Source organism: Bacillus sp. J33 (assembly GCF_000518885.1).
Classification (GTDB): domain Bacteria; phylum Bacillota; class Bacilli; order Bacillales; family Cytobacillaceae; genus Cytobacillus.
Genome location: NZ_JAEL01000132.1, coordinates 1 through 12,412, shown reverse-complemented (window position 1 = coordinate 12,412; position 12,412 = coordinate 1). Strand labels below are relative to the sequence as shown.

At 41.5% G+C, this 12,412-nt stretch carries 11 protein-coding genes; 2 read left to right on the top strand and 9 right to left on the bottom strand.

Annotation, left to right across the window (positions count from 1 at the left end; all coding sequences use genetic code 11):
* Positions 1-39: 39 nt before the first annotated feature.
* A protein-coding gene (locus tag L634_RS0126165) for an IS3 family transposase (RefSeq protein ID WP_442852720.1) occupies positions 40-1,205 on the bottom strand; the annotation gives its coding sequence in 2 pieces (ribosomal slippage) (positions 40-923 and positions 923-1,205; 1,167 coding nt in all).
* A gap of 102 nt (positions 1,206-1,307) precedes the next feature.
* Complete coding sequence (locus L634_RS0126155) at positions 1,308-1,781, bottom strand: S-ribosylhomocysteine lyase (RefSeq protein WP_026584965.1); 474 nt, start codon at positions 1,779-1,781, stop codon at positions 1,308-1,310.
* 141 nt (positions 1,782-1,922) lie between these two features.
* On the opposite strand from L634_RS0126155, the gene yidD reads away from it, so the two are divergent.
* Positions 1,923-2,162 (top strand): membrane protein insertion efficiency factor YidD, encoded by a 240-nt coding sequence (gene yidD, locus L634_RS0126150; RefSeq protein ID WP_026584964.1) that lies wholly within the window; start codon positions 1,923-1,925, stop codon positions 2,160-2,162.
* Here the strand turns inward: yidD and L634_RS0126145 are convergent.
* Entirely contained in the window at positions 2,159-2,722 is a 564-nt protein-coding gene (locus L634_RS0126145; protein WP_026584963.1) for a beta-class carbonic anhydrase, read from the bottom strand. The genes yidD and L634_RS0126145 overlap by 4 nt on opposite strands.
* A 285-nt stretch (positions 2,723-3,007) precedes the next feature.
* On the opposite strand from L634_RS0126145, the gene L634_RS0126140 reads away from it, so the two are divergent.
* Positions 3,008-4,036: a metal ABC transporter solute-binding protein, Zn/Mn family gene (locus L634_RS0126140; RefSeq protein ID WP_026584962.1), complete on the top strand. Its 1,029-nt coding sequence runs from the start codon at positions 3,008-3,010 to the stop codon at positions 4,034-4,036.
* Between the two features lie 415 nt (positions 4,037-4,451).
* On the opposite strand, the gene menC is transcribed toward L634_RS0126140, so the two are convergent.
* The 6 genes from menC to L634_RS0126105 all read right to left on the bottom strand — a co-directional run bounded on the left by menC (position 4,452) and on the right by L634_RS0126105 (position 12,049).
* Complete coding sequence (gene menC / locus L634_RS0126130) at positions 4,452-5,567, bottom strand: o-succinylbenzoate synthase (protein ID WP_026584961.1); 1,116 nt, start codon at positions 5,565-5,567, stop codon at positions 4,452-4,454.
* Between the two features lie 2 nt (positions 5,568-5,569).
* A complete protein-coding gene (locus L634_RS0126125; protein ID WP_034263275.1) occupies positions 5,570-7,060 on the bottom strand; it encodes an o-succinylbenzoate--CoA ligase in 1,491 nt (496 codons plus the stop codon).
* Between the two features lie 86 nt (positions 7,061-7,146).
* Positions 7,147-7,968: a 1,4-dihydroxy-2-naphthoyl-CoA synthase gene (gene menB / locus L634_RS0126120; RefSeq protein ID WP_026584959.1), complete on the bottom strand. Its 822-nt coding sequence runs from the start codon at positions 7,966-7,968 to the stop codon at positions 7,147-7,149.
* Between the two features lie 113 nt (positions 7,969-8,081).
* The gene (menH, locus tag L634_RS0126115) at positions 8,082-8,900 is read right to left on the bottom strand and encodes a 2-succinyl-6-hydroxy-2,4-cyclohexadiene-1-carboxylate synthase (RefSeq protein ID WP_034263272.1); all 819 of its coding nucleotides are present in this window, start codon (positions 8,898-8,900) and stop codon (positions 8,082-8,084) included.
* Positions 8,901-10,646, bottom strand: a complete 1,746-nt coding sequence (gene menD, locus L634_RS0126110; protein WP_026584957.1) for a 2-succinyl-5-enolpyruvyl-6-hydroxy-3-cyclohexene-1-carboxylic-acid synthase — start codon at positions 10,644-10,646, stop codon at positions 8,901-8,903.
* Complete coding sequence (locus L634_RS0126105; RefSeq protein WP_034263269.1) at positions 10,643-12,049, bottom strand: isochorismate synthase; 1,407 nt, start codon at positions 12,047-12,049, stop codon at positions 10,643-10,645. The genes menD and L634_RS0126105 overlap by 4 nt, the downstream gene beginning before the upstream one ends.
* Between the last annotated feature and the right edge of the window lie 363 nt (positions 12,050-12,412).

Below are 12,412 nucleotides of genomic sequence, written 5' to 3'. Positions count from 1 at the left end.
TGAACTGACCTATCGATTTGAGACACCAGAAAAAAACACCTATGCTACCTGTTCCCTATATTCAATAGGAGACAGGTAGTTTAATTTTGCCTGAAGTCGTATTTGATTGTAATAATGGATGAAATTTTTTACTTTTTCCACTACAATAAGATTTGTAAGATACTCTCGTGGCTGAGAGTAGAATTCTTCTGACTTTAAGGTAGAGTGGAAGGATTCAATGACGGCGTTATCCAAGCAATTGCCTTTCCGAGACATGCTTGTGATAATGCCTTTTTCTTTTGCTAGCGTTTGAAATGCTTTAGACGTGTACTGTGCACCTTGATCACTATGCAGCATTACATTTTCAGCGTTCCGATTCTGAACAGCGTCTTTTAGAGTATCCAATACAAGTGTAACGTCCTGGCTCAAACTTATTCGATAAGCAATTATCTCATTATTATAAAGGTCCATAATGCTTGAAAGGTACATCATGGATTGTCCGAATGGAAGATATGTTATATCTGTAACCCATTTTTCATTTGGTTTAGATGCTTTAAAATTACGCTCCAAACGGTTAGGGACAACAATATGGCTTTCTCCTGAGAATTTCACCTTCTTTTTTGGTTTTACTCGACATTGGAGATTATATTTTTGCATAACCTTTTGAACAGTATTTCGATTGACTTCCACTTTATAATCTCTTTTAAGCCATGCCTTTACGGTCCGATGTCCTATTCGAAACTTATGTTTTACACAAATCTCTAAGATTTGCCGTTCTAATTCATTAGGTTTGCGAGGTCCTCTTTTTTTCCATCGATAATAGGTGGATCGTGGAACCCCTATAGCCTCACAAATAAGAGAAATGGAGTATTTTTCTTTTAAGACTTCTACAAGATCTAAGACAACCTCTGGTACCAACTCCTTTCGATCTCCTGGTACTTTTTTAATATCTCTAATTGAATCTGTAAATGCTGGTTTTCTCTTTTCAGCTGCTCAACCTCAGTCAGCCCCTCAGGTCCTTTTCCATAGCTATATTGCTTACCAGAAGGCTGTGCAAAACGATACATCTCTCCTTTTCGATACCACATCAACCAAATCCTTATCTGAGAGTCATTAATAATCCCCAATTCCTCCATAATTTCACGATTGGAATATTGGCCCGACATTTTCATCTCAATAGCTTTCATTTTTGTCTCATAAGAGTAAAAATTCTTTTTTCTCTCCATAAGAAAAACACCTCCTGCAAGTCATAATTATAATTACGACTTAAGGGGTGTTTTTTCCTTTGTCTCATTTAGCTAGGTCTCTTCAGTCATCAGCCCGTTTCTTTACGCAAAAACCTGTTTTAAATCTTCCTTCGACTGGTCCAGCCAAAATTTCATTAGGCGCTTTGCACCTTCAAGGTCATGCAGTTTGGCCTGGCCGCACTGCATTTCATTTGCCGCCGGTATTTCCGTTACCTCGACAGCATCCTTCATTGTATCATCGAGCAAGTCAATGACTTCCTCAACGGACGGTTCCCCGCTTACAACCAGATAGTAGCCTGTTTGGCAGCCCATTGGCGAAATATCAATGATATCAAAATGATCATATTTTTCAGCATGTGTACGGATGTTAAAAGCAAGAAGATGTTCTAAAGTATGAATCACATCTGGTTTCATCGCCTGCTTGTTCGGCTGGCAAAAACGAATATCGAATTTATTGACCACTCCATCACTTCCAACTCTATGTACACCACAGTGCCTTACATATGGCGCTTTAACAGCGTTATGGTCCAATTCAAAGCTCTCTACTGAAGGCATTAAAAACACTCCCCTAATGTTTTCCTTTTATTATAGCTCAATTTCCGACTAAATTCATCAAATTAATATGAAAATTTAGACGTTTGTTCGATTATATGTTATTTTAAAAGAAAATATGTTCGACAAAAGGGAAGGCTTTCCATGCTGAAAAAATTATTAATATCGCTATTTCGTTTATACCAAATCGCTATTTCTCCGCTAAAGCCGCCAACATGCCGGTTTTATCCGACATGTTCCCATTATGGGCTGGAATCCGTTAAACGCTTCGGCGCCTTAAGGGGCGGCTGGCTTACAATAAAAAGAATCCTGAAATGCCATCCATTACACCCAGGTGGAGTAGACCTTGTCCCGGAGGAATGGCCAGTTAAGAAAAAGGATTAAGACTCATATCCGTCTATTACCAAGTCAAGCCTGCCTGTGCCTGGGTCAATAACAAGCCCATGTACAGGCACATCCGCTGGCATTAATGGATGCTTCTTTACCATATGAACACTATGCGCTACACTGTCCTCTACATTTTCAAAGCCCTTAAGCCAATCTTCTGCTGCAATTCCTGAATACGTCATCGTATCCAAGGCATCCTTGGTTATGCCTCTCTCCTTCATGCTGCTGACAACCGTTTCTGCCTTCATTCCACTCATCCCGCAGTCATGATGGCCAATTACAAATACCTCTTTTGCCTGAAGCTGGTAAACTGCAATCAGGATGCTTCTCATAATGCTTCCAAAAGGATGTGTGACTAAAGCTCCCGCATTTTTTATGATTTTTACATCACCATTTCTCACATTTAATGCTTTCGGCAGCAGTTCAACCAAACGAGTATCCATACATGTTAAAATCACCATTTTTTTATTGGGGAATTTAGTTGTTTCAAACTCTTCATATTTCTTTTCTTCAACAAATTGCTGATTATGGGTTAAGATTTCTTCCAAAAGCTTCACAGTACCACTCCTTGTCATTTTATGTATTGTTTAAAAGAATCTCAGCAGCCATTCCTTACTGCTATAATGGACAAGCACATTGTTTATAATAGATAGAGGGACAATTTTTGTAATAGAGCCCTCTATCAATGATACAAAAAGCTTTGTCTGCAAACAAATTTTTTATCCTTGCTTTTTTGCTGTATATTTTGTAAGATTACTAAGGGAAATCGTAATGATTACGTATTATATTTTTTTGAATAATAAATCGTAATAAATACGTTTTAAAAAGAGAGGAGAAACAGCATGAAAAAAGCGATCTTTTTCATAGCATTAAGTATAACGCTGATTCTATCAGGCTGTACAGGTGAAAATCCTGTAAAAGAAGAAGGAGATAACGGGAAAGCAGTTGTTTATACGACTGTCTATCCAATTCAATATTTTACTGAACGAATCGGAGATGAGCTTGTTGATGTAAAAACTATTTATCCTCCTGGATCAGATGAGCATACTTTTGAGCCATCTCAAAAAGATATGATAAAATTGGCCGATTCAGATATTTTTATTTTTGTAGGCCTTGGTCTTGAAGGGTTTGTGGAAAAAGCAAAAGAAACCTTGAAAAATGAAAATGTGAAAATGGTAGCTGCCGGAGAGAATATCGAGTTTGTTCACACAGAAGAGAACCATGATCCTGCGCATGAAGAAGGGGATCATTCCAGTGAAGGTGAACACGGTGAAGAAGGACATGATGATGCCCACACTGATGAAGCTGGTCACAGCGAAGAAGGACATGATGATCATGACCATGGTGACATTGACCCCCATGTATGGCTTGACCCTCTATATTCCAAAGATCTGGCTGAAACAATCAAAGCTGCTCTAGTAGAGCAGATGCCTGAACACAAAGAACAATTTGAAAAGAATTATCAGGAGCTGGCGACGGAACTGGATGAACTCCACAACGATTTCGAGCAGACTGTTCAGAATGCAAAACATAAGGAATTCATTGTATCCCATGCAGCGTACGGTTATTGGGAAGAACGCTATGATTTAGACCAAATCAGTGTTTCCGGTTTAAGTTCTTCCAGTGAGCCTACCCAAAAAGAATTGCAGAAAATCATTAAAGAAGCCAAAGAGCATGATTTAAAATACGTATTTTTCGAACAGAATGTCAGCTCAAAACTGACTGAAATACTGCAGAAAGAAATTGGCGCAGAGCCATTAATGCTGCATAATTTATCAGTCTTAACGGAAGAAGACATCCAAAATAACGAAACTTATTTCACTTTAATGAAAGACAATCTCGCTTCCCTAGAAAAAGCGCTAAATGAATAGGCTTGCATTTACCTCCCGCTTTGGGAGGTTTTTTTATTTTCTAGATACATTTTGCTTGCCGGATGGTGCTTTTCCTGCAAACACCCAACCAGACATTCCCTGCAAATGTACGACTTAATAGACTCACCTTGCATAAAAAAATTCGTTAACCGTATAAAAGCGATGCCTTGTACAAATACGGCATCGCTTTTTTGCAGAATCAATATTTTTTAAAAAAATGTTTATAGGAAGAACGATGGGGGAACTATTTAATAACTAAAACCTACAGGGGTGATATAAATGTTATCAACAGTTGTCATGCTTGGGGCTGCATTTGCTGCAGCTGCTGGATTAAGCTCCTTTGCCATTAAAGAAGATACATTTATACAAGATGAGATAACTCAATAATTGATTTAAAAGGCGCTGAGGAGGCGTCTTATTTTTTGTAAAAACTAAATGATTCTTTCTTAACTGTAACTTCCTTCAATCTATTCTGATTGATTTCAAAGCCAATCCCAGGTTTGCCGGGCACCTCTATCTTTCCATCTTTCACTGTCACTTCCGGCAATATGATGTCCTCTTCCCAATACCTGCCCGATGCTGAAATATCGCCGGGTATTGAAAAGCCCTCCAGGGAAGCGAGGGCAATATTGTGGGCACGGGAAATTCCAAACTCCAGCATTCCCCCGCACCAGACTTGTATCCCCTTTTCAAGGCAATAGTCATAAATTTTCTTTGCGGTTCCCAATCCTCCAACCCGGCCGATTTTTATATTGATTACCTTACAGCTTCCAAGCTCAACCGCTCTGCGTGCATCATTAAAAGTCACAATGCTTTCATCCAGGCATATCGGGGTTTTCAATTCTTTCTGCAGCTTCGCATGATCGACAATATCATCATATTCGAGTGGCTGCTCAATCATAAGAAGTCCAAAATCATCAAGCCTTTTTAAATGCCCTATGTGTTCCAGCGTGTAAGCTGAATTGGCATCCGCCATCAGTGGCAGTTCTGGATAAAGCGAGCGAATTTCAGAAATGAATTCATAATCATTTTCCGGGCTGATTTTTATTTTCACCCTTTTGTAGCCATCCTCAAGGTAGGACTCTATTTGCCTTCTTACCTCTTCCTTTGTTTTTGCTCCAACTACCACCCCGGAAGGAATCTTTTCCTGTATCCCGCCAATAAATTTAGACAGTGACACATCTTCCTTTTTGGCAGCCAAATCCCATAAAGCCGTTTCAAGAGCCGCTTTCGCCATCTGGTTCCTTCTATAGGCATCAAATAACGGCCCAGCTTCAGAAGGATGTGATAAATCAGCATTCTTTAGCAATGGAATTAGAAATGCTTTAAGCATGTTCCAGCTCGTTTCAATCGTTTCCTCGGTATACCATGGCGAAGAAAAAGCCACTCCTTCTCCATAGCCTGTCCGCCCCTCTTTATCTGCCACTTCGACAATAATTCCCTCTCTGTCCCTGACTGTCCCTAAATGAGTGGTAAATGGAGTCTTCAGAGACATTTTAATTTTATATAATGTTACAGTTTTTATATCCATATCTACTTCCCGCTTTCCTCAAGCAGCTCCCGAAGCTTCCTTCTTAGAACCTTCTTTGAAGCATTTCTCGGGATTTCATCAACCATGATGATTCTTTTAGGCACCTTATATTTGGCCAGCTTACTTAAGCAGTACTGCCTAACTTCTTCTGCATCCATGTTCTTATCCCCGGCTACAAAAGCAACAGGCACCTCTCCCCAATCATCATCCTTCATGCCGATAACCCCCGCATCGGTTATGTATGGATGGGAAATAAGTACACCTTCAATTTCAGCCGGATAAATATTTTCCCCTCCGGATATGATCAAATCTGAACGCCGATCGAGTACATATAAAAACCCTTCTGAATCCAAATAACCAATGTCTCCAGTCGAAAGCCAGCCGTCCCTGATCTTTTTCAAAGTTTCATCTTCGCGATTTAAATATCCTTTTGTTACATTTGGACCTTTAACAAAGATTTCTCCGGCTTCTCCTGGATGGGCATTTTCTCCATTTCCCCCGACAATTTTTAGCTGAGAAGGAAACAAGGGCTTCCCAGCAGAACCAAGCTTGCTAAAACTATATTCCGGTGCTAGTGTTACGATTTGAGAAGAGGTTTCCGTCATCCCGTATGTCTGATAAACCGGGATATCCTTCTTTTTGCAAACCTCCAGCAGGGACCTCGCTGCCGGTCCTCCTCCTAGTAGCATGCACCTAAAATAATCCGGCAATTTTTCATTCTGAAGCTCTTCCACGATCCTGCTTAACATCGTACTGACAACCGACATGATCGTAACCTTTTCGCTGGAGATCATATCAATCACTTTTTTCTCATTAAATGATTCACAAAGAACCATCTTCATGCCATAAATAATGCTTCTCATAAGAATAGAGTATCCGCTGATATGAAAGATGGGAACCGAACATAGCCAGCAGTCGTTTTCATTCAGCCCCAGGTTTAGTGCAGATCCAATTGCACTCCACCAATGATTCCCATAGGTTTGGAGAACTCCTTTTGGATTCCCGGTTGTACCGGATGTATACATGACAGTGCACACTTCATCAAGGTTAATCTCTTCCGCCATTTCAGGTTCGGAATAGGCTGCCTCAAATAAATTTTCTTTAAGGATCACGGAGACCGCTGATAGTGTATAAGTGATCTTTTCGCTTATCTCCTCAAAGGCGCTCTCCGTAAGGAGGTAAGCTGATCGTGAATCTGCCATTTGCCAGCGCAATTCCTCTGAAGTTAGCCTGTTATTTAATATGACTGCCTTTACATCAATAAGCTGCAAAGCTAAAAGGATAAAAACAGTATCTACATGATTTCTCAGCAGAACGCCAGCATACTCACCCTTTTTTACACCAGCAGCCTGCAATTGACCCGCAATCGTATGAACCCGTTTATATACTTCTGAAAAAGAGTAGGTTACGCCCGAAAAATGAATGGCAGGGCGCTCAGGGGTTAAAAAGGCCCGTTTCTGCAGAAAGTTCGGCATTGCCTGTGCTTCGATCATAAACACCCCATTTTCACAATTTTATATATAAAAACAGCCTGATGGCCATGCCATCAAGCTGGAATAATGGATTTACCCGTCTCAAATCAAGGGAAACGAGGGAATTGGCCGAAGTCGGGTTTGCGCTTTTCTTTGAATGCATCGCGGCCTTCTTTAGCCTCATCAGTTGTATAGTAAAGAAGAGTTGCATCTCCGGCGAATTGCTGAATTCCTGCCAGTCCATCAGTATCCGCATTGAAGGCAGCCTTCAGGAAGCGGATTGCAGTCGGGCTTTTCTCAAGAATTTCTTCACACCACTTAATTGTTTCTTCTTCCACTTTTTCAAGTGGCACAACAGTATTGACAAGCCCCATATCCAAAGCTTCCTGGGCGCCATACTGGCGGCACAGGTACCAAATTTCGCGGGCTTTCTTATGGCCGACGATTCTTGCAAGGTATCCTGAACCATAACCTGCATCAAAGCTTCCTACTTTAGGTCCTGTTTGTCCGAATACAGCGTTATCAGCCGCAATCGTTAAGTCACATACAATGTGAAGGACATGGCCTCCGCCAATCGCATAACCTTTTACCATTGCAATAACCGGCTTAGGAATCACTCGAATTAATCGCTGCAAATCAAGAACATTTAAACGCGGAATCTGGTCATCACCAACATATCCGCCATGTCCTCTTACAGATTGGTCTCCGCCTGAACAAAATGCCTTGTCTCCGGCACCAGTCAGAATAATTACGCCTACGTTTTCATCATCGCGCGCATAAGCAAATGCATCAATCAATTCCATAACGGTTCTTGGAGTAAATGCATTGTGGACTTGCGGTCTGTTAATCGTAATCTTAGCAATGCCATTGTATGTTTCATATAAAATTTCTTCGTATTGTTTTCCTGCAACCCATTCTACTGCTGACATACAAGAGTCCTCCTTATTTATGTATTAATAAAATCGCGTTTTGTGCCGCATCCTTCTTCTGCATATAGTGACAGGGTCCTGCAGCTAAAAGCAGTTTTTTATTGCCTGTCAGCTTATAGCAGTTGCGACAAAAACCCACTTACTATTGTACCAAATTTTTCAGGTTTCTCCACATGAATTGCGTGGCCGGCATTTTTTACGCTTATCCACTGGCTTTTCGGGAGAACCTTCGACATATCTTCGGCAATTCTGCAAAACTTTTGATCAAGATTTCCAGTAACCAGCAGGACAGGGGAGTCTATTTGAGAAAGCTGCCCCCACCAAGAGGGCTGGGAGCCTGTCCCCATTCCATTAAGGCTGTGGGCCAGGCCCTCAATAGAATTGGCTAAACGCTGGCTTCTTATTCCTGCGCGAATGCTGTCAGGAAGTTTTTTTTGACTCTCAAATAAGGGGATGTTTTCCCAATAATCAACAAATCGTTTAATTCCATCTCTCCTGATTTTTTCTGCCAAATTTGCATCCTGCAGACGCCTTGATTGTCTTTCTTCCTCAGTTCGAAGTCCAGGAGAGGCACTCTCCAAAACCAGTCTGCGGACTTTTTCAGGATATTTTACTGCAAACGTGATTGCAAGCCGTCCCCCCATGGAATAGCCAAGGATATCTGCTTTTGCAATCCCCATCTTTTCTAAAAGAGTATTCATTACATCAGCGGATTTCTCTATTCCATAACAGGCAATATCAGGCGGGGATTCTGACTTCCCATGTCCGACAATGTCTAAAGCAATGGCTTTTGAGTGTTCTTTCCAACAGGGTTCAAATACTTTCCAGCTCTCTGCATTTCCTGTAAAGCCATGTAGCAGCAGCAGCGGAAAACCATTTCCCCATGTATCGACATGATAACGGACCCCATCAATGACATAATTCACCGGCATTCACCCTTCCAGCAATCGACTTATTTCCTGGGAAACAGAGTCCCACAATTCTCTATGCTCGGCTACGTTTTTGTCCCGATTTGTCGTAATTTCCATTACTTTTAAGCCCGTTGTTTCTTTATTTCGTTTGAATACGGAAATAAAATGTCCCCAATCCGATATTAGATCATATTGGCCCCCATACATCTTAATGGCATGGCTGAAATCAAGATCAAGGGGTGTTCCAAACAGCTTTTCAAAATTCTTGGGATGGCCAGCTTGTGGAAGAAAAGAGAATATGCCCCCGCCATTGTTATTAATTAATAGGATATTAATATCTATTCCATATTGTTTAGAAGCAATTAAGCCGTTTAAATCATGGAAGAACGTAAGATCGCCAAGGACCAAGTACAGCGGCGGTGACAAGGCAGCAGCTCCAAGTGCAGTTGAAACGGTACCGTCTATTCCGTTTGCTCCACGATTAGCCATCACTCTGATGCCCTTTTGGTTAAAGTGGAAGAATGTATCCAAATCCCGGATCGGCATACTGTTGCCTACAAAGAGTGTTGAACCTTCCGGAAGCAATTCGGAAAGCTGGTAAAATAACTTCCCTTCACTTAGCTCATCCACTTCATTTATTCCTGCCAATTTAGATTTTGTAAGATCATTGATTTCCTTCCATAGGGAAGCATATTGATTATTTTCAGAGCTTTTGAGATATGGAATAACAGACTTGCAGAACTGTACTTCATCGCAATGCACCATCTCAGTTGAAAGCATTGACGGATCACGCCAGCCAGCTCCGCCATCAACAATAACTTGGCGGGCATCGCTATTTTCTTTCATAAAAATCGTCAAGGGTTTAGAAACAGGCATTGCACCAAAGCGGATAATAACATCTGGCCTAAGAGCCCTTTTGGCATCATCATTCTTCAAAAAGCTATCATATGTATCAATTACAAGGCTTCCATCATGCAGCCCGCTTCTTAGCTGAGAAAGCGGATCAGCAACAATCGGAAAGTTTAACCTTTTCGCGAGCTGAATAACAGCCTCAGGGAAATCTGCATTCACCATTGGACCGCATACAATAATGCCTTTATTCGCTTCTGATAAGCTCTCTGCAATTTGACTGCAGTCTTCTTCCTGAAGGCCAAGCTGTCCTGGATGGACGTTTACAAAGCCATCCTTGCGCTCACTCAGCTCAAATAAATCCTGCCGATCCAGCTGTGGTACCAATGGCTCACGGAATGGAAAATTAAGATGAACAGGGCCAGCAGGAGAACGCTTTGCCATAGCTGCAGCCCTTGCACTGACAGTCCGGGCATAACGGAGCATCTCAACAGTATTTTCTGGAGGAGCCATCTCAACAAACCATTTCACATTTTTACCATATAAATGAATTTGATCGATTGCCTGGGGAGCCCCTACATCCCTGAGTTCGTGAGGCCGGTCGGCAGTCAGCACGATCAAAGGCACTCTAGAATAAAGTGCTTCTACTATTGCAGGATAGTAATTGGCAGCCGCGGTTCCTGATGTACATAGCAATGCAGCGGGTTTTTGCGACACCTTGGCAATCCCCAACGCAAAAAAGGCAGCCGAGCGCTCGTCTACATGGATATGTACACGAAGCTCAGGATGCTCTGCCATCACCATAGCCATAGGGGTAGATCGGGAGCCGGGACTGACCACGACATCCTCTACCCCATTTTTTACTAATTCCGCAACAAAAGCGGCAATATATGAAGTTAAAGCTTCCTGATGATTCATCTTTCATAACCCCCAAGAGCCGTAAGCATAGGCCGGAATTTAATCTTTGTTTCCTGATATTCGCTTTCGGCGTTCGAATCCTGGACCACTCCACAGCCTGCAAAAATGGATGCTTCATTGTCCTGGATCAGACCAGACCGAATCGCAACAGCATACTCACCATTTCCTCTGAAGTCCATCCATCCCAATGGAGCGGCATAAAATCCGCGATCCAGCTCTTCTACCTCTCGTATTCTTTCTACCGCTTCTTTTTTCGGCAGCCCTCCAAGAGCAGGAGTCGGATGCAGGCGGTCAACCAAAGCCAGAAGGGATGCGTCATCCCTTGTTTTCCCAATAACAGGGGTATAAAGATGCTGAATGTCTCTCATTTTCATCAGCTGCGGCTTTTCGGGAAGCTCAACTTCTGTACAGGATTCCTCCATCGCTTCTTTTATCATGTCCACTACAAATTGATGTTCAGTCAAATTCTTTTGGTCACTTAACAAGGCATCACCAAGTATATGGTCATCCTCTTTTGTTTTGCCTCTCGGGATCGAACCCGCCAGGCATGTTGTAAAGACGTTTTCACCGTATTTTTTTATTAAGCGTTCTGGAGATGCCCCAATAAAACAATCTCCATTTGATTCAAACGCAAATATAAAGCTTTCTCTTTGGAGCTTTATTAAATTTGCAAGCACTCTTTCTATTTCAATTGGCTTTTTAAAAACAAGGCGGGATTCCCGTGCCAATACAACCTTTTTTAAAGAACCTGCTTTGAGTTCTTCAACAATTGTTTCTACATTGTCCATCCATTTCTTAGGATTAATGTCTGCTTCCTTCAAAAGGACATTTTCACTTTCCGGGATGAAGCCTTCAATAGATGACAATATCGCTCCCCGTTCGGCACCGATCTTTTCAAAAAGTGATTGATCATCATGCTGGGTACAAACAACATTTGTGGTTAAGTATGCCTGACCATTCACTTCACTGTACATATAGGTTGGCACGTGAAAAAGTGAATCAGAATACTTCGACCACAGCTTCGTTTTCGGTTTTAATGGGTCAAAGGAAAAACCGCCAAACATAACTGGGCCGGTTGCATTCTTTTCATACGGGTTAAAAACAAGGCTATTATCTATAAAGCGTTTCCATTCCTTTTCAACACTTTCAAAACGGCCGTTACTTTGATCTGACTGAATTTGCTTGCAAATGCCCAAACCGATTATATAAGTTTCACCGGAAGGATCCTTCCAGAAAAAGCGTTCACCAAAAAAACGGCTCTTTCCTGCCGCATAAAAAGAAAGGGGGTCTATATGATTGATCTTCTGAACTTCACTCACTAATACAGGCTCCGATAAAGCTTTTGCCCTCTCAATCGCCTCTTGGATCCCTTCTTTTAGTTCCGTATCTTGTATCGTAACCAAAAAAATCCCTCCAATAACAGCCCAAGACAGCCGTTATCCTTCTTTAAACTTATTCTAAGATACACCTGTGGATTGGATCATGTCAATGATGTCAATCACTGCAATCCTTTTTATATCCTTATTATATTATAACTTACTTTGGGCTCCGGTAATATGAATTGCACTTATTTTCGGCAAATGGCATTTGATTTGATAAAGATTAGCTTTAATGTTCACTTTTTATAAGAAGGCTGTGTTAAAGCTAATTGTTGATTTAAAGCACCCTGTTGATTGGAGCGGAAGGTGCTAATCCCGCGAAAATGCTATCGCATTTTCTTACGACGCGGTGTTCATTCGAGGAAGCTTATTCAATGTCCTGCGGGA

What these genes read in the sequence shown, in the direction of transcription:
- L634_RS0126155 (WP_026584965.1), bottom strand. Translation starts at nt 1,781, where the DNA reads ATGCCTTCAGTAGAGAGCTTTGAATTGGACCATAACGCTGTTAAAGCG.
- yidD (WP_026584964.1), top strand. Translation starts at nt 1,923, where the DNA reads ATGCTGAAAAAATTATTAATATCGCTATTTCGTTTATACCAAATCGCT.
- L634_RS0126140 (WP_026584962.1), top strand. Translation starts at nt 3,008, where the DNA reads ATGAAAAAAGCGATCTTTTTCATAGCATTAAGTATAACGCTGATTCTA.
- menC (WP_026584961.1), bottom strand. Translation starts at nt 5,567, where the DNA reads ATGGATATAAAAACTGTAACATTATATAAAATTAAAATGTCTCTGAAG.
- L634_RS0126125 (WP_034263275.1), bottom strand. Translation starts at nt 7,060, where the DNA reads ATGATCGAAGCACAGGCAATGCCGAACTTTCTGCAGAAACGGGCCTTT.
- menB (WP_026584959.1), bottom strand. Translation starts at nt 7,968, where the DNA reads ATGTCAGCAGTAGAATGGGTTGCAGGAAAACAATACGAAGAAATTTTA.
- menH (WP_034263272.1), bottom strand. Translation starts at nt 8,900, where the DNA reads ATGCCGGTGAATTATGTCATTGATGGGGTCCGTTATCATGTCGATACA.
- menD (WP_026584957.1), bottom strand. Translation starts at nt 10,646, where the DNA reads ATGAATCATCAGGAAGCTTTAACTTCATATATTGCCGCTTTTGTTGCG.